Origin of the sequence: uncultured Holdemanella sp., from assembly GCF_958348295.1 — a bacterium.
Taxonomy (GTDB): Bacteria; Bacillota_I; Bacilli_A; order Erysipelotrichales; family Erysipelotrichaceae; genus Holdemanella.
Window position 1 is genome coordinate 1 of sequence record NZ_CATVYQ010000031.1, and the last position, 24,862, is coordinate 24,862.

General features: G+C 32.6%; 22 protein-coding genes and 2 pseudogenes. 12 read left to right on the top strand and 12 right to left on the bottom strand.

The features are described 5' to 3' along the window. Nucleotides 1-111: 111 nt before the first annotated feature. Nucleotides 112-912, top strand: a pseudogene (locus Q3907_RS06820) (pyridoxal phosphate-dependent aminotransferase); the annotation flags it as partial. A gap of 265 nt (nt 913-1,177) precedes the next feature. Here Q3907_RS06820 and Q3907_RS06825 read toward each other — a convergent pair. Next, nucleotides 1,178-2,632, bottom strand: a complete 1,455-nt coding sequence (locus tag Q3907_RS06825; protein WP_301897759.1) for a S10 family peptidase — start codon at nt 2,630-2,632, stop codon at nt 1,178-1,180. A 99-nt stretch (nt 2,633-2,731) separates the two neighbouring features. Further along, on the bottom strand, nt 2,732-3,871 hold the full coding sequence (locus tag Q3907_RS06830) for an ATP-binding protein (protein ID WP_301897760.1): 1,140 nt from the start codon (nt 3,869-3,871) through the stop codon (nt 2,732-2,734). A 73-nt stretch (nt 3,872-3,944) separates the two neighbouring features. Between Q3907_RS06830 and Q3907_RS06835 the strand changes: the two genes are divergently transcribed. Further along, nucleotides 3,945-5,267, top strand: coding sequence for an MATE family efflux transporter (locus Q3907_RS06835; protein WP_301897761.1), 1,323 nt, complete (start codon nt 3,945-3,947; stop codon nt 5,265-5,267). On the opposite strand, the gene Q3907_RS06840 is transcribed toward Q3907_RS06835, so the two are convergent. Continuing rightward, nucleotides 5,264-6,613, bottom strand: coding sequence for an ATP-binding protein (locus Q3907_RS06840; RefSeq protein ID WP_301897762.1), 1,350 nt, complete (start codon nt 6,611-6,613; stop codon nt 5,264-5,266). The two genes, Q3907_RS06835 and Q3907_RS06840, sit on opposite strands and share 4 nt — an antisense overlap. Nucleotides 6,614-6,867: 254 nt before the next feature. Here Q3907_RS06840 and Q3907_RS06845 point away from each other — a divergent pair, with 254 nt between their 5' ends. From Q3907_RS06845 to Q3907_RS06855, 3 genes are all read left to right on the top strand, one after another. Next, entirely contained in the window at nt 6,868-7,401 is a 534-nt protein-coding gene (locus tag Q3907_RS06845) for a VTT domain-containing protein (protein WP_295642997.1), read from the top strand. Between the two features lie 68 nt (nt 7,402-7,469). Then, entirely contained in the window at nt 7,470-8,171 is a 702-nt protein-coding gene (locus Q3907_RS06850) for a response regulator transcription factor (protein ID WP_301897763.1), read from the top strand. Further along, nucleotides 8,168-10,207 (top strand): sensor histidine kinase KdpD, encoded by a 2,040-nt coding sequence (locus Q3907_RS06855; RefSeq protein ID WP_301897764.1) that lies wholly within the window; start codon nt 8,168-8,170, stop codon nt 10,205-10,207. The genes Q3907_RS06850 and Q3907_RS06855 overlap by 4 nt, the downstream gene beginning before the upstream one ends. 164 nt (nt 10,208-10,371) lie before the next feature. Here Q3907_RS06855 and Q3907_RS06860 read toward each other — a convergent pair whose 3' ends face one another. Further along, nucleotides 10,372-11,316, bottom strand: a complete 945-nt coding sequence (locus Q3907_RS06860) for a type I phosphomannose isomerase catalytic subunit (protein ID WP_301897765.1) — start codon at nt 11,314-11,316, stop codon at nt 10,372-10,374. 88 nt (nt 11,317-11,404) lie between these two features. Between Q3907_RS06860 and Q3907_RS06865 the strand changes: the two genes are divergently transcribed. Both Q3907_RS06865 and Q3907_RS06870 read left to right on the top strand, forming a co-directional pair. Further along, entirely contained in the window at nt 11,405-12,658 is a 1,254-nt protein-coding gene (locus Q3907_RS06865; RefSeq protein ID WP_301897766.1) for a methionine gamma-lyase family protein, read from the top strand. A gap of 135 nt (nt 12,659-12,793) precedes the next feature. After that, nucleotides 12,794-14,044 carry an RNA-binding domain-containing protein gene (locus Q3907_RS06870; RefSeq protein ID WP_301897767.1) on the top strand — a complete coding sequence of 417 codons (1,251 nt, stop codon included), beginning with the start codon at nt 12,794-12,796 and terminating at the stop codon, nt 14,042-14,044. An 18-nt stretch (nt 14,045-14,062) separates the two neighbouring features. Here Q3907_RS06870 and Q3907_RS06875 read toward each other — a convergent pair whose 3' ends face one another. The 4 genes from Q3907_RS06875 to Q3907_RS06890 all read right to left on the bottom strand — a co-directional run bounded on the left by Q3907_RS06875 (nt 14,063) and on the right by Q3907_RS06890 (nt 17,752). Continuing rightward, nucleotides 14,063-14,809, bottom strand: a complete 747-nt coding sequence (locus tag Q3907_RS06875) for an SDR family NAD(P)-dependent oxidoreductase (protein ID WP_301897768.1) — start codon at nt 14,807-14,809, stop codon at nt 14,063-14,065. 20 nt (nt 14,810-14,829) lie between these two features. Further along, the gene (efp, locus tag Q3907_RS06880; protein WP_117573532.1) at nt 14,830-15,387 is read right to left on the bottom strand and encodes an elongation factor P; all 558 of its coding nucleotides are present in this window, start codon (nt 15,385-15,387) and stop codon (nt 14,830-14,832) included. A 90-nt stretch (nt 15,388-15,477) separates the two neighbouring features. Further along, on the bottom strand, nt 15,478-16,326 hold the full coding sequence (nudC, locus tag Q3907_RS06885) for an NAD(+) diphosphatase (RefSeq protein ID WP_301897769.1): 849 nt from the start codon (nt 16,324-16,326) through the stop codon (nt 15,478-15,480). A 34-nt stretch (nt 16,327-16,360) separates the two neighbouring features. Further along, the gene (locus Q3907_RS06890) at nt 16,361-17,752 is read right to left on the bottom strand and encodes an MATE family efflux transporter (RefSeq protein WP_301897770.1); all 1,392 of its coding nucleotides are present in this window, start codon (nt 17,750-17,752) and stop codon (nt 16,361-16,363) included. Between the two features lie 84 nt (nt 17,753-17,836). Here Q3907_RS06890 and Q3907_RS06895 point away from each other — a divergent pair, with 84 nt between their 5' ends. The 3 genes and pseudogenes from Q3907_RS06895 to Q3907_RS06905 all read left to right on the top strand — a co-directional run. Continuing rightward, complete coding sequence (locus Q3907_RS06895; RefSeq protein ID WP_118357032.1) at nt 17,837-18,568, top strand: YwaF family protein; 732 nt, start codon at nt 17,837-17,839, stop codon at nt 18,566-18,568. A 63-nt stretch (nt 18,569-18,631) separates the two neighbouring features. After that, nucleotides 18,632-18,754 carry a hypothetical protein gene (locus tag Q3907_RS06900; protein ID WP_295642969.1) on the top strand — a complete coding sequence of 41 codons (123 nt, stop codon included), beginning with the start codon at nt 18,632-18,634 and terminating at the stop codon, nt 18,752-18,754. 32 nt (nt 18,755-18,786) lie between these two features. Beyond that, a pseudogene (locus Q3907_RS06905) lies at nt 18,787-19,143 on the top strand (substrate-binding domain-containing protein); the annotation flags it as partial. 301 nt (nt 19,144-19,444) lie between these two features. Here the strand turns inward: Q3907_RS06905 and trpA are convergent. Then, a complete protein-coding gene (gene trpA, locus Q3907_RS06910; RefSeq protein WP_301897771.1) occupies nt 19,445-19,798 on the bottom strand; it encodes a tryptophan synthase subunit alpha in 354 nt (117 codons plus the stop codon). Between the two features lie 158 nt (nt 19,799-19,956). Here trpA and Q3907_RS06915 point away from each other — a divergent pair, with 158 nt between their 5' ends. After that, complete coding sequence (locus Q3907_RS06915; RefSeq protein WP_301897772.1) at nt 19,957-20,553, top strand: hypothetical protein; 597 nt, start codon at nt 19,957-19,959, stop codon at nt 20,551-20,553. A gap of 2 nt (nt 20,554-20,555) precedes the next feature. Continuing rightward, the gene (locus Q3907_RS06920; RefSeq protein ID WP_003865396.1) at nt 20,556-20,777 is read left to right on the top strand and encodes a helix-turn-helix transcriptional regulator; all 222 of its coding nucleotides are present in this window, start codon (nt 20,556-20,558) and stop codon (nt 20,775-20,777) included. A 146-nt stretch (nt 20,778-20,923) separates the two neighbouring features. Here Q3907_RS06920 and Q3907_RS06925 read toward each other — a convergent pair whose 3' ends face one another. From Q3907_RS06925 to Q3907_RS06935, 3 genes are all read right to left on the bottom strand, one after another. After that, complete coding sequence (locus Q3907_RS06925; protein ID WP_301897773.1) at nt 20,924-21,988, bottom strand: Fic family protein; 1,065 nt, start codon at nt 21,986-21,988, stop codon at nt 20,924-20,926. Nucleotides 21,989-22,193: 205 nt separating this feature from the next. Next, nucleotides 22,194-24,167: an ABC transporter permease gene (locus Q3907_RS06930; RefSeq protein ID WP_301897774.1), complete on the bottom strand. Its 1,974-nt coding sequence runs from the start codon at nt 24,165-24,167 to the stop codon at nt 22,194-22,196. Beyond that, entirely contained in the window at nt 24,164-24,805 is a 642-nt protein-coding gene (locus Q3907_RS06935; protein ID WP_301897775.1) for an ABC transporter ATP-binding protein, read from the bottom strand. The genes Q3907_RS06930 and Q3907_RS06935 overlap by 4 nt, the downstream gene beginning before the upstream one ends. Nucleotides 24,806-24,862: the final 57 nt, after the last annotated feature.

The following is a 24,862-nucleotide window of genomic DNA, read 5'->3' on the forward strand; positions in this document are numbered from 1 at the left end:
AAACAACCGCAGGAACTGCGGGGATAGCTTGGTAAGAAAGGTTTCGATAGAAGCCTGTTCCCAAGAATCTCGTCACTTCAGTGATGAGAGGTTCAAGAAAACTATGGAGCAGATACCATCCTTTGTGGTGCCAATCCAATTTATGTTCCTTTACATCCTCCTGTATTCAGCTTTGATAAAGCAGAATTAGAAAATGCGTTTAAACAAAATCCAAAAGCTTTGATTTTATGCAATCCAAGCAATCCTTGCGGAAAAGTCTTCTCAAAAGAAGAGTTGGAATATATTGCTAGTCTTGCCATAAAATATGATACATATGTGATTACGGATGAAGTATATGAACATATTGTATATGCCCCATACAAACATACATATTTTGCCTCTTTACCGGGTATGTTTGAAAGAACCATTTCTTGTAGTTCCCTATCTAAAACGTATTCCATTACAGGGTGGCGTTTAGGGTATTGTATTGCCCCAGAACATATCATCAATCAAATCAAGAAAGTGCATGACTTTTTAACCGTTGGTGCTGCTGCTCCTCTACAAGAAGCTGCCGTTGTCGGTCTTGAATTTAAGGATGATTATTATGATGAACTTCAAAAGCTATATACACACAAGAAAGATTTATTCATCAATGGCTTAAAAGAATTAAATATTCCACATACTGAACCGCAAGGAGCTTACTATGTTATGGTCGATATCAGTGAGTTTGGTTATGATTCGGATTTGGATTTCTGTGTGGATCTCATTAAAAATGTGGGTGTAGCTGCTGTTCCAGGATCTAGTTTCTTTAAAGAAGAAGAAAATCGCTATATTCGTTTCCACTTTGCGAAAAAAGATGAAACTTTACTAGCGGCATTAAACCGATTAAAAGATATGCGTGCAAAAATGCCTTATAAGAAAACCGTTGGGTAGTAATCCAACGGTTTTATCTTTTATCACAATTACTCACGAATTTTAAAAATGTTATATTATATTATTTCACGAATATTAAAAATGCTTATCTGTATATTTTAACGAAAATGAGAAATGTTCCATTTAAACATTACGATTATTCCATTGTGACTTTCAAAAAGGCAATTTTATCAAGCTGTGTACCTCACTAATTTTTTTCATTAGAAGTTCTTTTTTCCTTTATTTACTATCGCAAGAAAAAAGACTCACCGAAGTGAGCCAATTATTAAAATTGAGATTTAGGATTCTTTCCTTGAATAAAATCACGAATATCTGAACATAATTCATGAACATTATCTTCACCAAGATAAATCATATGTCCACTTTGGTATCCTTTCCAGAATACACGATCTTTTGGTAGTCCAGCATGATCCATTGTGTGCCATGCATATCCAAATTCAGTACATAGATCAAACCATCCATTCGCAAAGAATGCTCGCATTCCTGGTCGACGAGTCATTGCATAACGTAATTCTTCTCCGGTTGTCCCTTTCTTTTCTTCTTTATCCCAATGCATATAATAATCAGTTCCTGGAATAAAGTTACGATCTAATTTTACATTTAATTTTGGAAGTAGATCACCTGTAAAGGCTGCATAGAAGAATGTATCATAACGATCAGCTGTCGCATCATCCCACAATGCCTTTTTGATTTCATCTTGTTCTGGCTCTAATAAAGGACGAGTTACCCGACCATCATAGCGAGATACAGCTTTTCCTTTTGTTTTTAATACTTCTTGACGATAGTCATCATCATCAATTTTTAAGCCATGACGAATCAAATATTCTCTAGAAACACCTGTATAATAGCTTACCTTATCCAAGATATGTTCTTTTTCTTCTTCTGAAATAGCTTCTCCTTTATAAAGTGCAAGCACATAATCATGATCTGCGAAATCCTTAGCTTCTTTTACAAAGTCTTCCACACTTTGATCTGTTGGATGATTGTGATACCAGTTTACACCTGCATATGTTGGGAATCCCAATACACTTGTTTCAACAGGTAAGCCTTCACCAAAGTATTTACCTACAGTAACTGTATTTCCAATAAATACAATACCATCAAAGGCAATACCATAGCCTCTTTCTCTTCCCATTGTTGCTGCAATTCCAGCAGCAACTGCACTACGAGTACATCCATAACTTTCACCACACAAATATTTTGGTGACAAGCCACGATTATAGCGACGAACCCAAGCTTCAAGCACTGTCAATAAGGCTTCTGCATCTTGTTCAATGCCAAAGAAATCTTTCTTTTTACTTTCATCAATCAATACACCATATCCAGTTCCAACAGGATCAATCAATACGATATCCGCAACATCAATCAAGCAGTCTGGATTATCAATAACTTTATAAGGTCCAAAAGCACTTTCACGATCTACTTCATCATACTGCATACGGCGTGTACCTAAAAATCCTGCATGCACATACATACAACTAGATCCAGGACCTCCATTATACGCAAAAACAACTGGACGATTCGATGTATCTTCTACATCACTTCTAAAATAGGCATAAGTAAAAATCGATGCGACTGGATTTCCATCAGGTCCATAGATGACATTGTCTTCACAAATTGTATGATAAGGAATTTCTTTTCCTGACAATGTGATTTTTCCATCCGACTCAAAACGAGCTGGTTTAAAAGTATCTGGTTTAAAGCTTTCTGTTTTATACATAATACATACCCTCCACAATAATTCCATTATAGAGCGTGTTGAAAAATAGTCAATGAAAATTATTACATTTTTGTAAGCAGAATGAAAAAAAGAGAGAAACTATTCATTTCCCTCTTCATCATATGTATCTAAAAAGTGATGTCTTGCATTATCATCCTTATAGGCAATCACGGTTTTAAGGCTCACGTTTTCGACACTCTTAAAAATATTCTGTTCTACAAACGGATTGACTTTCTTTAATTCCTTGATTAAATTTTTCATTTCTAAACGCTTTGACTTGGATTGTGTTAAACATGTTTCATTGGCACAAGCCTCTGTGAATTTGCATGCACATTGAATAAAATACAAATCATTATGTTTAGCCCAACCCTTAATGTCATCTTCACGAATTAAATACAAAGGTCGAATAACTTCCATACCCTTAAAGTTATTGGAATGTAGCTTGGGCATCATCGTTTGGATTTGTCCACCATATAACATCGACATTAAAATGGTTTCAATCACATCATCATAATGGTGTCCCAAAGCTATTTTATTACATCCTAAATTCTTGGCATAGTTATATAAATGACCTCTTCGCATTCTTGCACATATATAACATGGATTCTTTTCAATATTAAAAACATTGTCAAAAATATCACTCTCAAAGATTTCAATTGGAATATTTAGCTTTTTGGCGTTTCTTTCAATAACCTCACGATTCTCTTTTGAATAGCCTGGATCCATCACAATATATTTCACATCAAAATGGACTGGTGAATGTTTATGCAGTTCTTGAAAACACTTTGCCATCAACATCGAATCTTTTCCACCCGAAATACATACCGCAATACAATCTCCTTCTTTAACAAGCTCATAATCACGGATAGCCTTCGTAAATTTTGACCAAATCTTTCTTCGATACGTTTTAATAATACTTCTTTCGACTTGTGCACAAAAATCATCCGATATATTTGCGTTCATCTTATCCATAACGATCGAAACATATCCACCATCTACACTATATGCAGCATACCCTTTTTCTTGCAGTTTTTGCGCGACAAAATCACTGACATATCCTTGAGCACAAACGACAATAATCTTCTTAGTTGAATCAAATTCTTTGGATAAAACACTTTCTCCACTTAATACAATACTGTTTTCGATTGGATTTTTAAATGCCTCTTCGGCATCACGTATATCAATTAAGATATATTCTTCTTTATTTAATTGTTTTAATTGTTCTACTGAAATTTTCATGAGACTATTCTAACATAATATTGAATTTTTGGATGAAAAAGCGCAAAATATGAACAAAAAAGGAAGTTTGATTATGACACAAGATATGACACAAGGCAAAATCATGCCTATGTTAGTTCACTTTACCATTCCCTTGGTATTAGGAAACTTATTTCAATTAACATACAATGCCGTCGACAGTATTATTGTAGGCCACTTTGTAGGAAAAGAAGCTTTGGCCGCTGTTGGAATTTGTAATCCAATCACAACATTATTCATCCTATTTCTAAATGGACTTTGTATGGGCGCAAGCATATTGATTGGTATGTATTATGGGGCTAAAGATAATGACACATTATCTCGTCAAATGAGCACAACTATGCTTGCAGGACTTGTATTTTCACTTGTATTAACACTTACCTGCATCTTCTTTTCACCACAAATTCTTAAATTTATGCAGGTAGATTCATCTATTTTCAATATGACTACTACCTATCTTCAAATTATCTTTGCCGGTTTAGTATTTACCTTTCTATACAACTTTTTTGCGAGTACACTACGTGCTTTAGGCGACAGTAAATCCCCCCTATATTTCTTAATTATCAGTTCCATTCTAAATATTTTTGGAGATTTATTCTTTGTGGTTGTTTTACATGCTGGAAGTAAAGGCTGTGCCATTTCTACTGTGATTAGTGAAGCTTTATGTTGCGTATTCTGTATTCTATATATACAAAAGAAAGTGCCACTTCTACAACTGGGTAAAAAGTGGCTGGTATTTGATATTTCCTTATTAAAACGCACCATTGCGTATGGCTGGGCCAGCGCAATGCAGCAAGCTACTGTACAACTTGGAAAGCTTGGCATTCAAATGATTGTCAATACGATGGGTGTATCGGTTGTAGCTGCTTTTACGGCCGTCAATCGAATTGATGATTTTGCGTATACCCCGGAGCAAAACATTGCCCACTCTATGACAGCTTTAATGGCACAAAATAAGGGTGCCGGAAATAACAATCGTATGCAAGAGGGATTTCGTTGCGGAATGGTCTTAGAATTTATCTATGGTATATTTATCTTTCTAGTATGTTTTGTCTTCGCAAAACCATTAATGTGTCTATTTGTACAAGATGAAGAAGTTATTATGCATGGAGTGACTTATCTACATTTAATTTCCATCATGTATATTCTTCCTGCCTTCACCAATGGAATCCAAGGTTTCTTTAGAGGGATTGGCGATTTAAAAATTACACTCATTTCAAGTCTAGTGAATATGACTATTCGAGTTATTGTGGCTGCCCCACTTGTATTTAGCTTACATCTAGGCATCGAAGCTTTACCATACTCATATTTTGCTGGGTGGATTGGTATGTTGGTGGCCGAACTTCCATTACTTATTCGAACATATAAGACGTATTAATCGCATAATCCTTTTAGATCAATCTTATATACAGAATTATTCAATTTCCTATTCTTCAAAAACATAATCATATATATTGGAAGATAGATTCTTTTATCTTTTACTTCCACATTGCCTTGAGAAAACACCAAGGCTTTTTTAATATTGTAGTTTTCTAAAGACAACACATTATTTAATGCTGAATGCCTTTTATAGTCTTTTCCTGATTTAATTTCTAATGGCAAGATTTCTCCATCGAGTTCAACCACAAAATCAAGTTCACCCATTTTTTTACTATTGTAGTAATATAAACTAAATCCTTTAGAATTTAATTCTTGTGCCACCACATTTTCAAACAAAGCCCCATTATTAGTAGAAGATTCATGATTTAATATAGCCATCTTCACATAGTCTGAATACATATTCGTCAATAATCCAACATCTGACATAAATAGCTTAAACAGATTTCGGTTTTCGCTGATCATTAATGGAAGCTTAGGCTCAGACACATTATATACAGGTATGACTACACCTGCATCTTTAAGCCACAAGAAATCATTTTCTACTTTATTAAAAGACATTCCTTTACCCACTTTATTCAATTGAAACCTTTTGTTCTTTTCATCCAATTGTCCAGGTAGTGCATCGTATATCTCTTTTAACTTTAACTTATATCTCTCTTCATACTTCGAAAAATCAAAGCGATACAAACGTGTGATATCTTGTTGTACTTGTGATACTCGATTTAAATCGTTCGTTTCTAAATATGTACTTACAGCTTGTGGCATACCTCCCACAATCAAGTATAGATTAAAAATATCCAACATCTTTTTATGAATAAATTCATCTACTTTTTTTCTCTCAATATAACATTCTTCTAATATATCAATAATATTTTTCTGTATACCAAGCGCATCAACAAATTCATAAAAAGCTAAAGGATACATATCAAGTATCTGCATGTAGCCTACAGGCGCTGACTTCAACCCATTTAATTCAACGCCTAATAAAGATCCACTAAGTACATATTTGTATGTTCCATCATCCACCAAAAATTTAATTTTAGTAATAAAATCTTTTACTTCTTGAATCTCATCAAAGAAGATAATCATACCTTTCGATAATGGTTTATTGGCAACAAGAGATAAACGCATCAAAAAATCCTTAGTATCTGTACTATTTTTAAACAACTGAACCAATTCTGGTTGTTCAATGAAGTTAAATTCCATATAATTTACATTCTGATTCTTTAAACAATTTCGAATCACATATGTTTTTCCAACCTGTCTAGCTCCCGTAACTAACAGTGCATTATTTCCATCTTGTATCCATCTTTCAATTTTACTTTGTATATAGCGTTTAATCATGGTATCACCTACTCTTCCAACTTTATTTTAGTTCTTTTTAACATCTTTTCCAACCTGTTTTTTTATATTCTATCCACTTTTCCAACCTTTTTTTATGTCTTTTTGACAACTTTTCCAACTTTTTGATTCAATTATTTAGAAAACTTTAAGATTTATCACTAAAGAACCTTAATAATTATTCGTTATAGTAATCCTGGTGATACTTTATGACAAATAAAAACATACAAAACATAACACACTTTGGATTTATCCTTATGATTCTTATTTGCGTTTATTTCTTTTCACAAGGATACTTCACAAATCCACAGCTTCTACAATCTGCACTATCTAAGGCAGGCATTTTGGCACCCTTACTTTTTATTTTTCTACAAATCATTCAAGTAATCATTCCTATTATTCCTGGTGGTGCATCAAGTGCCTTGGGTATTACTGCTTTTGGAGCAGTAAATGGATTTATATATAACTATATAGGTATTTGTATCGGATCCATATGTATCTTTTTACTTGTTCGTAAATATGGTCAAAGAATCATTCTAAAATTATGTAAAAAGAAAGATTACGACAAATATATGAAGTATACATATGATCAAAATAAATTTGATACCTTCTTTATGTTAGCCATTTTCTTACCTTGTGCACCCGATGATCTCTTGTGCATGTTTGCAGGACTGACACATATGTCACTCAAAAAATTTGTCTGGATCATACTTTTAGGAAAGCCATTATCTTTGATTGCCTATTCTTATGGTCTTACGCAATTGTTTCAAATTATCGAAAGGTGGTTATAATTATGTTATACATTGGAATATTATGTGCATGCATTGGATTTTATTTACATTATTAAAAGGAGAACTTTATGGAACATACAATATTAGTGGTAGAAGACGAGCAAGGAATTCGTGAAGCCATCGGAATTTATATGAAGAATCAAGGATACAATGTGATTCTTGCCACAAATGGAAAAGAAGGCTTGGAAAAGATTGAAACAAATGATATTCATTTAGCCATCGTAGATATTATGATGCCTGTTATGGATGGCATTTCTATGGTCATGGAAGCAAGAAAAAAACATGACTTTCCGATTCTATTCTTAAGTGCAAAAAGTGAAGATATCGATAAAATCACAGGTTTAAATATTGGTGCCGATGATTATATCACAAAGCCATTTCAAAGTATGGAGCTAGTCGCAAGAGTACGTTCGCATTTAAGAAGATATGAACAAATCTTAAATTTAAAGAATGAGACAAAGAACGAAGATGAGTATATGATTGGTGATCTTGTGTTAAATAATACGACAAAAAAAGTGACGTTAAATTCAAAGGATATTAAATTAACGCCAAAAGAGTTTGATATTTTAAAACTATTGATTTCACACCCAGGACAAGTCTTTTCTAGCCAACAAATCTATGAATTAGTATGGAAAGAAGAGGCCATCAATACAGAAACAATCATGGTTCATATTCGTAAATTGCGTGAAAAGATTGAGTCTAATCCTAAAAAGCCTATTTATATTAAGGTTGTATGGGGACAGGGCTATAAAATGGAGAATATACAATGAAAAAGAAAAATATTTTTTTAACAATACTATGTGCTTTATGCATCATTAGTTCTTGTATAGTGACAAGTTTTTATCCAAATGTTTCTACAGCTACTCCAACAAAGCTTCCTGAAACTTTAGAACAAAATCTTATAGCTTTTATTCTAGCTAAAAAATTGGAACAAGATCCAAAGTATGAATATATTACTTTTGAGAAAGATATACCGGAAGATATTCAAAAAGATATAAAAAAAGGGTTAGACTCATCTTTATCTAGCGCAAAAAATATTTTTGAGAATGATCCAAACTTCTTTTATACGTGTGATGTCAACAATAAAATCACTTCAAAACAATTTAATGTGAATGTAAAGAAAAAAGATACAAGATATTATGATACTTTGGATTCGAATACTTTAAATGTAACGGATAATATTATGAATCTTATTAACTATAACAGTGAAAAGTATTATGAATACTATGGTGGCACATATTATTGTGATGGAAAGCCATTTCCAGGCTATACACTTCATATGCCTAGTGATGTCGTATTAACATTCTATATTCCAGCTGTTTTAAATTATGATAATACAAGTCTAATTGACCTCTTAGATTTAGATGCCGATCAATATGCCTATTTCTTTATGACAGCCTTCTTGATTTGTAGTGCCATTATCGCTCTATATGTCTTTCTTAATAAATATGCGTATGAAAAAGAAGCCTATATCTTTAGACATGTGAATAACTGGTTATTTGAACCTGCATTCATCTTGTTTCTAACAATTGATGCCCTACTAGCCAGTGGTACATGCATATTAACTACCTATTCGATTGAAGGTACATTCTTACACATTCTAAATCGTTATCATATTGAATTGAGTCAGCCTATCGTATATGGAGTGAACATTCTTGCATGGTCTATCACCTTATTCTTTATTGGTTTATCCGTATATTGGTTAAAATGTCAATTTACAACATCGATTAAAGACTGGTTCTTTCATAGAACTTTGGTTGGTAAATTTATTCTTTATTTCTCAAATAAAGTAGAACGAATCATTTCAACCGATTTATCGGATGAAATCCTTAAAAAGTATATTATTTTCTCAATATGTCTGATTTTGATTCTTGCGTTTATATCATTGCTTAACATTCCATTCTTCTCTTTCTTTGTTGTCGTTACAGCATTAATTGGCATTAGTGTTGTGGGCTATAAGAAAATCAAAAATGTGCAAAGTCAATACCAAGACATATTACATATGACAGAAGATCTATCGAGTGGTAATTTTGAGAATATCAAGCCTACAGATTCTGGTTTATTCCAATCTTTAAATAATAATATCTATCAAATTAAGGATGGTTTTGAACAAGCTGTAAAAGAACAAGTACAATCACAGAATCTCAAGACAGAATTGATTTCAAATGTATCACATGATTTAAAAACACCATTAACAGGTATTAAAAATTATGTAGAGCTGTTAAATGATCCTAGTATTAGTGAAGAAGATAAAAAGAGTTATTTAGAACGATTGAATCAATATACAGATCGTTTAAGCATTTTAATTACAGACTTATTTGAGGTATCTAAAGCGAATAGCGGTAATATTGATTTAGAATATTCTGATATTAACATCATTGAATTTATTGAACAGGTATGTGCCGAAAACGAAGAGCTTCTAAAAGCTAAAAATCTTCAGCTTGTGACAAACCTTCCAGAAAAAGAAATTCATGTATCTTTGGATGGAAATAAGACGTATCGTATTTTTGAAAACTTATTTACGAATATTTCTAAGTATGCACTTGAAAACACACGTGTATTCTTGGATGTAAAAGATATTGGTAATTCAGTTATGATCACAATGAAAAACACTTCGAAAGCACCGCTTGATTTTGACAATGATATCACCGAACGTTTTGTGCGTGGAGATAAATCAAGACATGAATCTGGAAGTGGTCTAGGACTAGCCATCGTAAAGAGTTTTACCGAAGTACAGAATGGTACATTTATGATTGAAACAGATGGGGATCTCTTCAAATCCATTCTAAGTTTTCATAAATCCTGAAAAGCGTAGAATTCTACAGAAAAAAAATGATTGTAGATAAAATAAAGTGGTCAAAAATCCTAAAGTAAAGGATACAGGCCACTTTTTATCTGTGTATCATTAATTTATAGTCAGAAAAAATGTAGAATTCTACAAAAAAATGATTAGAAATGATAAAATCAGAATTATTTTGGCACACTTACCAGTAAATCGATATTACCTTGGATAGAGTATCTTTTTGTATGACTTGTGATGATAAAGCCAATGCCTACTTGAATATCATAGTCTTTTCCATCAATATGTAAGATTCCATTTCCACTTAATGGTAAGCATAAGGAATACGAAGGATTGTTGATCTGAATTTCATTTTGAATCTTGTATCGAGTCACACTAAAATATTTTTCATTCACATATTCAATGACTTCATTTCCTTCTAACATCGTAACTGTTGGATGCACACCTGGTTCAATATGCGGTATATTTGTGACTTCAATAGCCTGATCAATATGTAGTTCTCGCATATTCCCATTCGCATCTTTTCGATCATAATCATATATACGATATGTAACATCACTGGATTGTTGCACTTCAGCCATCATTAACATTCCTTCAATACCATGAATGGTTCCTGCAGGTGTATAAACAAATTCATTTGCGTGTACCGGTTTTCGAATAAGTAAAGTATCCCAAGCTTTTTCTTCTATGGCCTTTCGGAACTCTTCCTTTGTCTTGGCACTATGTCCACGAATGATTTTTGTACCTTCTTCCACATCTAGCCACAGGCAGAATTCAGCCTTACCATAATCTTTTTCTTGTTTTCTAGCATATGCATCATTTGGATGGACTTGTACGGAGCATGGTTCTTGAATTTCATTGATTTTAACTAATAGAGGAAACTTATCGTGAGGATCATTCGCAAATAATTCTCTGTGATTTAAATATACATCTTTTAATGTTTCCCCTTTATATTTTCCATTTTTAATTTTGCTCAATCCATTATCATGTGCACTAATTGCCCAATATTCTCCAATCTTTTTATCCATAGGACCAAAGCCAAACTTTTCTTGAATACGCATTGAACCATATGGCTTTTCTTTCATGGGTGAATCTAAAAATAATACTTTTTCCATTTTTTACTTCCCTTCATATCTTGACTTGAGCATACCACAAATATTTAAATCGTGTATAATAGAAGAAGTGGACTTTTGGAGGTTATTTATGATTTTAGAACAAATTGATAAAGACTTATTGAAAATGGCAGAAGAATCGGATGTCATTTTAAAAGATATTTATAAAAAAATTGATGACGTATGTTTATACAATTCAAATCGTATCTTAGCTGCATTTATTGAGAATCACGTTTCTTATTCTGACTTTGCGGATATCAACGGATATGGTAACTATGATGAAGGTCGTGATAAGATTGAACGTATTTTTGCGACAGTACTCGGATGTGAAGATGCTTTGGTACGTCCTCAAATCATGAGTGGCACAAATGCTTTATATTTAACTTTATCTGCCCTATTAAAATATGGAGATACAATGATTTCCATTTCGGGTGCTCCTTATGATTCTTTGCAGGAAATGATTGGTTTATGTGGGGATTCTACACAATCCTTAAAAGCCAATGGTGTAAAGTATGAACAAATTGATTTAGTGAATGATGATTTTGATGATGATAAAATTATTTCTCGTTTAAAAGAAAACAATGTGAAATTAGTGGAAATCCAAAGATCTAGAGGATATGCTCACCGTTTATCATTAACCATTTCAAAGCTTGAGCGTATCATCAAAAAGATTCGTGAAGTAAACAAAGACGTTATTATCATGGTGGATAATTGTTATGGTGAACTTGTTGAAAAATTAGAGCCAGGGCACATTGGTGCCGATGTTGTGGTCGGATCTTTAATGAAAAACTTAGGTGGAGGAATCGCCTCTACTGGAGGATATGTAGCTGGTAATAAAGAATTGATCAATATGGTCGCTGAACGCTTAACAGCTCCTGGAATCGGTAAGGATTTGGGTGCAAACTTTAACTTGAACAACTCTTTCTTTAAGGGTATCTTCATGGCGCCAAATGCCGTTAAGAGTGCTTTAAAAACAGCCGTTTTTACAGCTTATATGCTAGAAAAATTAGGATACAAGAATGTATCACCTGCTTATAATGATGAAAGAACGGATATCATTCAAACTTTAGAACTTGGATCAAAAGAAAATCTTGTTAGTTTTACACAAGGCATTCAATCCACAAGTCCTATTGATTCATTTGTTCGTGTTATGGCTGCTCCAATGCCTGGCTATCCATTTGATGAAGTTATGGCTGCTGGAAGCTTTACACAAGGAAGTACAATCGAACTAAGTGCAGATGCTCCAGTCGTTGAACCATATACTTTATATATGCAGGGTGGATTAACATTAGAATATGGAAAACTTTCTATTCTTCTTGCCCTAACAAACATGAAAAACAACTAAGATGCCTAGTGCATCTTTTTTATTTCAAACGATATGCAACGATAAATTAATCATTGCATTATTTTGTGCAACGATAGCTGAATCGTTGCATATTGATTCAAACAATACTATAATAAGTATAAGGATGTGATAGCTATGCGTGAAACAAGAACTTTGGAATTTAAAGAAAACATGAACAGCAATTCGTTTTTAAAAACAATAAGTGCCTTTGCGAATTATTCAAATGGCGAAATCATCTTTGGCATCTGTGATGATGGCACCATTAAAGGTATTGATAATCCAATTGAAGCTTGTTTGAATTTAGAAAACAAAATCAATGATTCAATAAAACCTATTCCTTCTTACACTTTAGATATCACAAAAGAAAATACAATCATTCTAAAAGTATTTGAAGGAACTTTTAAGCCTTATTTATATAAAGGAAAAGCATACAAGAGAAATGACTCATCCACTATCGAAGTTGATCGATTGGAATTAAATCGACTCGTTCTTGAAGGATTGAATCAATCCTATGAAGAACAAGAATCTACTCAACAAGATTTGACCTTTCATATACTAGAAGATGAACTTTCTAAAAAACTTGAGGTAGAACATATTAATACCGATATATTAAGAACATTAGGACTTATTAGAAACGGAAAATTTAACAATGCGGCTGCATTAATTGCAGATTCAAATCAATTTAAAGGTGTTGATGTCATTCGTTTTGGAAAAGACATAAATGAAATTATGGATCGAGAAATCCTAGATCATATTTCCATTTTAGAAATGTATCGTCGCATTTTAAACATGTATAAAAAATATTACCAATACGAAAAAATTGAAGGTAGTCTTAGAATCAGTAAAGAAAAAATCCCAGAAGAAGCATTTCGAGAAGCTTTAGCTAATTCTCTAGTACACCGCTTATGGGATATCAACGCAAGAATACGCATTTCTATGTTCGAAGATAAAATTGAAATCACTTCTTGTGGAGGCCTTCCTCGTGAAATAAGTGAAAAAGAGTATTTAGATGGACAAATTTCATTTTTAAGAAATCCTATTATCGGGAACATCTTTTTTAGGCTGAATTATATTGAAATGTTTGGTTCTGGAATCAAAAGAATAAATGCTTCATACAATAATTTTCAAAATAAGCCTGAATTTAAAATTTATGAAAACTCAATCACTGTCATATTGCCTATTGAATCAAATTTGATTTCATTAAGCGAAGACGAAAAAGCAATTGTTTCAATTCTAAAAAACAATTTAAAACTATCTCGTACACAAATAGAAGTTGAAACTCAATTCACAAAATATAAAACAATTCGAATTCTAAATTCTCTTATTGAAAAAAATGTAGTTCAAAAAATAGGAAATGCACAAAGCACCAAATATATACTAAAATAAGCCTCTTTCGAGGCTTTTTTAACAGCTACCCATCTGTCCACCATCGATACGAATAATGGAATTGTTGATGAAGTTAGCTTCATCACTAATTAAGAAACGAACAAGATAGGCCACTTCTTCTGGTTTTCCATAACGTTTCACCATAATTTTTTCTGTTTCTTCCTTTAAGAACTCTTCATCATAGCCATCTAGTTCATTATCGGTTCCAATAAAGCCTGGTGCAACACAATTCACATTGATATATGGTCCAAATTCAGCCGCAAGATTGTGTGTCATTGAAATCAAGGCTGCTTTTGAAGCATCATAATCGATACACATTGGATAATACGTATTAATTCCATTGGTACTTGATATATTGATGATTCTTCCATATTCTTGATCCAACATATGTTTATAGACTCTTTTACTACAATTAAAAGCACCTACAACATTTACATCGAATGTTCTTTTAAATTCTTCGGCATTTTTTAAGTGAAATAGATTGGAAAGATCCACAGCCGCATTATTAATTAGTATATCTACGCCACCCATCTTCTCTTCAATTTCACTAACCATGATATTGACCTGATCTACATCGGATACATCTGCACAAATTGTAAGACAACGAACATGATATTGAGATTCAATTTTTTCTTTTAATTCTTTGGCAGGCTGTTTAGAAGTTAAATAATTAATGACAATGTCATAACCATGTTTTGCGAGTTCCAATGCGATTGCACTTCCAATACCACGAGCACCACCTGTAATTAATACAACTTTATTCATAGTTAAAAAAAGAAGAGCGATTAAGCTCTTCCTGCATATTTTCCATCTGTTGAGAATACAACGATTTTTTCACCTGGTTCGATGAACTGTGGAACTCTTAATGTTAATCCAGTATCTGTAGTTGCATCTTTAGTTTGGTTAGATGGTGCACCTTTGATGGCTGGATCTGTTTCAGCTACCGTTAATTCAACTTTTTCTGGAACAGAAACAGATAATAATTCTCCTTCGAAGAACATCAAAGATACTTCAGCACCTTCAACAATAAAGTATTTGTTGAAATCAACTTGTTCAGCTGTTAATTCATAAGTATCGTATGTTTCTAAATCCATAAAGTAATATGTAGAATCTGCTTCATATGAGAATTGAGCTGCTTTTTTAGAAATGTTAGCTTGTTCAAATTTAGTTGAAGCATTGAAGTTTCTTTCTTGTGTATTCCCTGTTTTTAAGTTTTTCATCTTAGTTTTTAAGATAGCTGCACCTTTACCAGGTTTAACATGTTGGAAATCTAATACTACCCAAGGATCACCATCAACGATTAAAGTTAATCCTGTTTTAAAATCACCTGCAGAAATTGCCATAATTTTTCACTCCTATTTTCTATAAATATTTTTTTACACGCTTTATTGTACCATATCCTCATCATTTTTAGAAGAATGAGTGTGATACTTTCACTCTACTTTATTTTCCTTAAATAATTTCATCATTTCATTCGTTAAACTAAATTCTCCCGGTTGAAGAATGATTTCATCTCTTTGAACCCAATCTGCATATTTCAACTCATGAGTATCCATAGATATTTCATCATTCCCTTTTACATTACAGAAGAAACCCAACAAAATATCATTAGCACTTCCCCAAGGCTGAGATTTATAGTAACGAATATTGTTGACTTTGATTCCTGTCTCTTCCATAACTTCACGTTTTACCGTTTCTTCTACGGTTTCACCAATTTCAGTAAACCCAGCAATCAACGCATTATATTTAAATCCTGTACGATATTTTGTCAGCAACAACTTATCCCCATTGATTACACCTACAATCACAGCCGGCATAATTCTTGGATAGACTGTATTGTGACACTCTGGACAGACCATCGCTCTTTCTGTTGTTGAATGCACCATCTTATGTCCGCATCTTCCACAGAATTTAGTATCTCGATACCAATCTGCCAAATGCTTTCCAGTAATGGCCGCAAACAAATTGTCTTTTGGACCAATCCCTTCAATACGCAAACTTCTCTCTTCAACATAACCATATCCTGATGGAATTTGATTGTCTTCTAATCGCATATCACATAAGAAATATTTCGTACTATCAATTGAAAACAAATAACGATACTCTACATTTTCAACTTGTATGTCACTCACTTTAGGAAAAACAACTTCCTTATTCTCAAAACAATTTAAATGAATTAAAATTTTTCCATTCACAATACACAACAATACATCCTTTTGTGTTGCCTGTACATTGGGATCAAATTCATTGTGTAATTTATGTGGATAAATATCTTGTACCATTTTTTCTACCTCGTGAATATCATTCTATCACATTTTAATTTTCCATTCTCTTTAATTCTGGCATGATTGTTACTAACATTGTTATGAAACAAAGAGTTCCACCAACCACATTCGAAACAGGTTCTGCCAAGAAAACACCATCTGTACCCATATGAAGATATAATGGCATGATATATGTAAGAGGAACGACAATAATGACTTTTCTTAATATCGAAAAGAAGATGGCTTGTTTCTTCTTATTCAATGACTTAAATACATTCTGTCCAATATACTGCAAATCCATGAATATGAAGGCTGCAAAATATTGGTTCAAAGCTGGTACGGTATTCCTTATTAATACAGGATCTGAACTAAAGACTTGAATCAATATATGTGGAATCAAAATAATAGTGCTCCAAACTATGGCTGTATAGCCAAAGACAAGTATAGAAATTACCTTAATGGCCTTTCGAATACGTTCTGCTCTTCTAGCTCCATAGTTGTAGCTTAAAACTGGGCTAGAACCATCATTGATTGCGTGAATCGGTGTTTCAACTAATTGTCTCACACTTGAAATGATAGTCATAACTGAAATGTATATGTCTCCACCCGTTATGGATAGCACGTTGTTGCAACAAATCGAAACCAAACTGTTTGTGAGCTGCATGATAAAACTACTGCTTCCCAAACCAATAATATTTTGTGCACAACTTTTACAATCGATCCGCTCCTCTTTTTTAAGTAATCTTACTTTTAATTCCGAACGATTCTTTAAAAACCAATACACAAAGATAGCTGAAACACATTGAGAAATGAGGGTTGCGATGGCAGCGCCTTGAATGCCAAGTCCAAACAGGAAAATAAATATTGGGTCTAGCACTAAATTCATAATGGCACCAATCAAAACCGAACACATACCTGCCGTTGAATAGCCTTGTGCATTGATAAATGGATTCATACCCAAAGTAAGCATAGAAGGTAGTGTTCCTATTAGATAAATCATCATATATGGATAGGTATATTTCATGGCAGATGTAGATGTTCCAAATAAGGTTAATATTGGCTTCAACAAAGGATAAAGAACAATCATTAAAACAATCGAGCACAATACTAACATCGTGAAGGATGTATTCATGACTAAGTTTGCCTTTGTACCATTCTTTTCTCCACGACTAATGGAGAATAATGGAGCTCCTCCACTGCCAAATAGATTTGCGAATGCATTTATTATCACAATCAAAGGAAAACATAAGCCAATTGCACCCAATGCGTATGTTCCAATACTAGGAATTCGAGCAATATAGATACGGTCCACAACATTGTAAAGAAGACTCATTATTTGAGCTACTAACAATGGAAAAGCAGCATTTATAATATTTTTTGTCACTGTATCATTCTCAAAATCAATTCTCTTCATAAAAACCTCACTAATGACATAGTATATCACTTAATTTAAGATAAGTTTAAGAATTTTATCATTGTTTACTTATGTTTTGAATGGTATAGTCTGTTGACTACAGGGAGAGGGCATATGTTTACTACAAAACACTTTATATGGATAGGAATTTGTATTCTATTTATCCTAATTATGAATCACTATGCGAAAAAAGAAGATTTCACGCTACAAAACGCTTGTTACTTCTTTATGTTTATATGTTTATTGAGCGAAACCACAAAAATGATGTCAGATATGATTCCAAGTACACATGGAGGAATGCACTTAAATCCGCAATCCCTTCCATTCCATATCTGCAGTATCTTATTGTTTATTGCGGCCTACATCACTTTTGGAAAGGATGGTCCACTAAAACAAAAAATGATCAACTTCTTTGCGGTTGTCGGTACTTGTGGAGGAATCGCCGCTATCTTGATTCCAACGTATGGCGTTGAATTTAATGTAGCCAATGTATATCAATGTTTCATGTATCATGCAACATTAACATGGTTTTCTCTATATTTGATTCGTTTCAAACATGCAAACTTAGGTATGCAGGCATTTAAAAACAATTTAGTCGTATTATTTGCGTTATTAGTTTTTAATTTATATATGAATTCTATTTTGGCAGTTTATGATACAAACTTTATGTTTATTGTAAGACCACCATTAGAAGGACTACCATTCCTTAACCTAAATCATGGATACTATATCTATTTATTTAGAGTCATCATGCTTGGAGTGATTGGACTTAGCCTATTTCATTTACCATTCATAGTAAAAGAAAGAAAAAGCTGTGAGACAGAAAGTGATTTTAACATCGCTTAATCCACAGCTTTTCTTATACAAAAAAGACCTCCATTTTATTTAGGAGGCCTATATTATGAATCAATGACTGAATCTATATTAAATGTAGGAACTCACCTCATTGATGATGGCTATGATGAATTCATTATGATTACGGCAGATCCACTACACGTTGAAAGCGTACAACTGATTTTTTACACACTTTAGAAACAAAAGGAAAAACATGCAAAACCCACGTTGTAGCAGATGATGTAACAAGTGATGCATTACGTGATCTACTCTTTAATGAATTACGTTTTGGTGTTCGCGCCCTCATCTTTGTAGCCAACTGCTTCTTATTACCACGTGTCTATTTGGCATTAAAAGATTATCGAAACCTAATGCCAGATACAATTGGATTAATTGGCTTTGACAATACAGAATGGACTAACTTCTCTAGCCCAACTGTCACAACGATCGTACAGCCTGCCTATGATGAAGGCTATCAAGCTGCATCAATCTTAATTGATTCATTAAAAGGAACCAATGAACAGATTCCAAATCAAATCTTAAAGTGTTCTGTGAACTGGAATGAATCAACCAAACAACACAATTAAAAATCTAAATTGGTACCCGTATTTCTTATGGGTATTTATTTTATTGTTCTCAGATTTCATCAGTTATAACTGATAAAATCGTATTTTGAGCACTAATTATCAGTTATAAATGTGTTATTTACTACAAAAGGAGGCTAATATTTATAATCAAGCATCGTAACGTCCGTGATTTTCTTCTAGCCAAGGAATGGAACTAAAAAGTCTCGCCAGATTTGGACTGAGAACTTTTTTATTCTTTTATTGCTTGCACCATTTCTTTGACATATTCCTCAACATATTTAGGTGCATCTTTTCCATACTTCTAAACAATCTTCACAATGGCACTACCAACGATAGCTCCATCAGATTGACCCGTCATTTTTTTAGCTTGTTCTGGTGTTGAGATTCCAAAACCTACCGCAACAGGAACATCTGTGACTTCCCTTACAAGATTTACCATAACTGAAATATCTGTCGTAATCGTAGAGCGCACACCCGTCACTCCTAATGAAGATACGTAATAAATAAAGCCATTTGCATCTTTGGCAATCGTTTGAATACGTTGTTGACTGGTTGGTGCAATCATACTGATTAAATCCAAACCATACTTCTTTAATACCACATCAAACTCTTCTTTTTCCTCATAAGGAACATCTGGAAGAATCAATCCACTCATTACCCTCAGCTAGTAGTGCTGCTTTTTTTACAACCTCAGCTCCCGCACTTTGAGCTAAAGTTTCTAATAAATGTGAAACATATATTGACTTATTATTTATGTAATATATAATTAAATTAATGATAAACATTAATTTTTTAATGTTAGGAGGTAATATCATGAATGATAAGTCTAAAGATTTATTGAAGAAAATGTGTTTCGTTTTAGAAATTGTTCGAGGGACTTGTTTAATTTCTGTTGCGTTGTCGATTGGACTTAGCTTATTTTATGCCTTCAACAAAGATGTATATAATACGCTATTTGGAAGTATAAGAATTGACTATCTTCAATTGATTTTTAATGATGATTTGGCATTAAATAAAGATAAAATGTCTATGTGGTTACCATTGATTTTCTTAATCATCGCTATATTTGTATTTATTATATATAAAGCTGTACAAACAATTGAATCCATTTGTACAATTACGATAGATCATACTCCATTTGATGTTCGTGTTGCCAATCACATCAAAAAACTTGCCAAGTATATTCTTGCAGGGGGTATTGTCTTTAATATTCTTGAAGTATGTCGTGTTCTATATTTTAAACAGATACTCAATTTCGATCTACTTTTCAACACTAAATATGTTACACAAATCAATTTTGATATTCGTCTTCACTTAAGCTTCCTCGTTTTTGCAGCTCTAATCTATTTGTTATCTTATATATTTAGATATGGACAAGAACTACAACAATTGAGTGATGAGACGTTATAATTATGGGTAAGATTATATTGCGATTAGATCGTGTCATGGCCGATCGAAAAATGAGTTTGAAAGAGTTGTCTGAGAAAGTTGGAGTAAGTAACGTTAACTTATCAAAGATGAAAACAGGTAAGATTTCCGCAATTCGCTTTTCCACTTTAGAAGCCATTTGTGAAGTATTAAATTGTCAACCTGGTGATATATTGGAGTATGTAAAGGACGATGAAAATAGCTAGAAGCACAAACTTCTAGCTATTTTATTATGATTTTAAATTTCAATAACACTACATACTATATTTCAAATTCAGTTAATCCCATTATTGTCTGTTCATGCACACTTAATATAAGAAAAGATTCGTCATATATTTTTAGTATGTAATAATTATTCAATCACATCTCTTCTAATATAATGCGATGCGCGGCCTAGACCTTTACGAATAATAGTACCATCTTCAACTAATTTTTTTAGTGCCAATTCCACAGAAGAACTGCCTAAACTCGGGCAATTTTCCATAGCATCTCTTTTCGTAAAGGTACCTATTGTACTATTTACATATGTCTTAACAATATCATATGAGCTACTTCTTTTTCCGCTTTTCTCACTAATTGTTAATCTCTCTTCGAATTCACGATAACATTTTAAAATAATGCCAAGCATATATTTAATAAATGGCTCGGGATCATTTGTTCCTTCATACCAACCTAAATCTGCTTGTGCTAAAGCCTGATAATACGCTTCTTTCGTATTCGCTATTTCTTTTTCAATACTAATATATTTACCAACCACATAGTCGTTACGGTACAAAAGAAGCAATGTTAGTAATCGGCTCATTCTGCCATTTCCATCATTGAAAGGATGAACACAAAGAAAATCCAATATTACACATGGAATTAATATGAGTGAGTCTACAATTTCATGATCTAAAGCTTGTTGATAGCTACTACAAATTTGTTTAATGGCATCTGGTGTTTCATAAGACTCTAATGGTTTGAACATTATTCTTTTTTCACCATTTGGCAAAACCGCATCTATTTCGTTTGGCGAAGCCTTGTATTTTCCACCATAGGATAAATCTGTGTATTGAAGCAAATCTCGATGTAGCTGCAAAATATAATTTGATTTTAACGGAATATATTGATAATTTTCATGAATTAAATTTAAGACATTCCGATATCCTAAGATGTCTTTTTCGTCGCGATTTCTAGGCGTTGTCTTATCCTCAACCAATTGTTGAAGACGGGATCTAGTGGTTACAATACCTTCAATACGATTGGAACTTTCAGTACTTTGTACTTTAGCTATTTCAACCAAGCGCTCTAATTCTACAGGTTTTTGTCGCAAATAAAGTTCTTGTTTTCCCTTGAATTCATGAATTTTAGCAACATAAGACAATATTTCATTATCCCATGTACGATCTTTAAGATGACTATAATCAAAATTCCGCATTTCCTTCTCCTCCCAAAGAGAATACTCTTTCTCCCGATTATACACTTATTTTGGGAGAAAAAGAATAAGTTGGGAGTAAAAAACATGAATCAAAATATATAAATCAACCTTTAAACCTTTTAATGTAAACCTCTCTATCTTATTTGATATTAACTAAATTATTTGAACTCGATTTTATGTATATTCTGTATTCATTTTGAATCCATTACTTGTATATACGATAGAAAATCAATTTGGTAAATAAAGTACAGAGTATTAGACTTCCAATTAAATATAAAACTAATACTTCCATTTGAATTGTTCGAAGAATCAACAATACAATCACATCCAATATTGTTATGAAGCTCAACAATTTCACAATATACATCCTACGAATTTTTTTATAAGACATGCCAATGGTATGCAACAGATCATACTCATTCTTATGTGAGTAGAAATGTTGATACAACTGCATATATACGATCACGATCGAAGTAATCATCAATATAAATTGATAGAACTGAACTATTTTTTGACACATGTTCATGATTTCGGCAAGATTCTTTGCGTCCGTTTTATTATCGACTACATAGAAATCATCTCTTCTAGACAATTGAATATGGTCTAGCTTCTTTTTTAGTAATGCCGATTGTTTAGTATTTACCCACAAATGACCCGTAATAAATGTATCTGGATATGTATTTAGCCATTCCATTACTTTTGATTCAGGAATATACAAAACTTTATTATCCCCACTATTTATATGTTCTTCTACAGATAGATCGAGTACATCAATTAATTCTCCGCCTTGTTTATACAGATGCAATCTTATATTGCCTTCATATGAATTACTTAAGACAAAATCATTATATTCATCTGTAACTTTGGTTTCTATTTGTTCATTATTTATATTCGCATCGCATTGAATAGTATAGTTAAATCCATGATCATATGCCTTAAGAATTTCTTTTGATTCCTCAATAAATTCAGGAATCAATGTATGATCAAATATATTAAATGTGGCACTCACATCATGTTCATACTGTACTTCTTGTTGATTTGTTTGAATCCAAGATGTTAATGACTGCATGGATACACATATAAACATCGAACTCATCGCAACAATCAGTGCAATAAACAGACCATTTCCATTTCTCATTGTTTCAACAATAGATAGATTAGAAATATTTAATTTTCTAAAGAAATAATGTTTAGATCGTACTAAACTCAATCCAAATGCAAATATATATTGTACAAATAAAATCAATAATAAAATACATAGATGGTATCTTGATAGATTTAAGCTAAATGGAAGATTCATTTGAATCCATTTTAAAAACAAACCCCACAATAATAATGTAAATCCGATTCCCATACACTCAATCAGTGCAAAAAGCAAGGTATATTCCTTAATCATATACAAACGAATTTTCTTTTTATTCATTCCCAATATATAGAGTTGATCATAAAAAGCCTTCTTTTTCTTTAAGTGTACAGATAAAACGCTATATACAAACAAGAAACAACATACACTCATAAACAGGATCATAAATTTAAAAATATTTTCATATTCAACATTCAAATGATATTTGGCAACCACCATATCCGAATTCAATTCATAATCCTGTACGGGTAGTGTTGCAATTGCCGATTTATCTTTTAAATTCGCATAGACATACATCGCATGCTTTTTTGAATTTGTGGCTGTATAAAAACTATAATTGACGAGCTGATTATTTAGATTTTCATATACACCACTAATCGTATATTCTTTAGAATCTTGATTAGCATATAGCTTTATTGTGCCCCCTACCTTATATTTATTCTGATACTTTTTATGAATCAACACCTCATTGGATTTAGGATACTTTCCTTCTATCAAACGTATTGGATAGACACTAAAATTTGTGGTTGAAACCAAAGAATCAAAAGTACCTTTATACGCATAGGGCATTGGTGTTTCATAACTTAAACTATCTAGGTATGTATCTGTATATTCTTTATTTTGTGTATACGCATACGCCGTATATTTAACGTCATAATCCCCATAAAAGCTTTTAGCTGCATTGATTCGATATAAATCATAAGAGTCTTTTACTACAAAGAGAGAAGTTAAAAGAAATGTACATAAAAACAGAATGCTCACTAACAATACATAGCTTTTCTTATTACGACTTCTATATTTTTTGACTATATTCATACAATCTTTCCCTGTTCTAAACGAATGATTCGATCTGCATAATTGGCGATTTTTAAATCGTGCGTAACCAATACAATTGTTTTCCCCTCTTTATTCAACGCTTTTAAAATGTCCATCACATTTTTTGCATTCTCACCATCCAAATTTCCCGTTGGCTCATCGGCCAGTATAATATCTGTATGTGCAAGAATTGCTCTAGCAATCGCAACGCGCTGTTGTTGACCTCCAGACAATTCATTCGCAAAACGATCTTTTTTATGCTCTAATCCTAGCAATTTCAATACTTGATTCAATTCTTTTTCATCCACTTTTTTCCCTTTAATTTGACTTGCCAAACACACATTTTCTTTCACTGTCAAAAAAGAAATCAGATTAAAAAATTGATATACATAACTAATGTATCGACCTCTTAATGTACAACACTCTACATCCGATAAAGAAGACATCTCTTTATTTCGAACTACACAACTTCCCATATAATCCGTATCTAAACCACCAATAATATTGAGCATGGTAGTTTTTCCACTTCCGCTTGCTCCAATAATCGCAACAAATTCCCCTTTTCTTATGTGCATAGAAACTGCATCAAGTGCCACACAATCTTTATACACTTTCTTTAGATTCTGTGTTTTAATCACAATTCATCCACTCCTTTTATTTATTAATACACATAAGGAAAAGAAGCATTAAAAAAA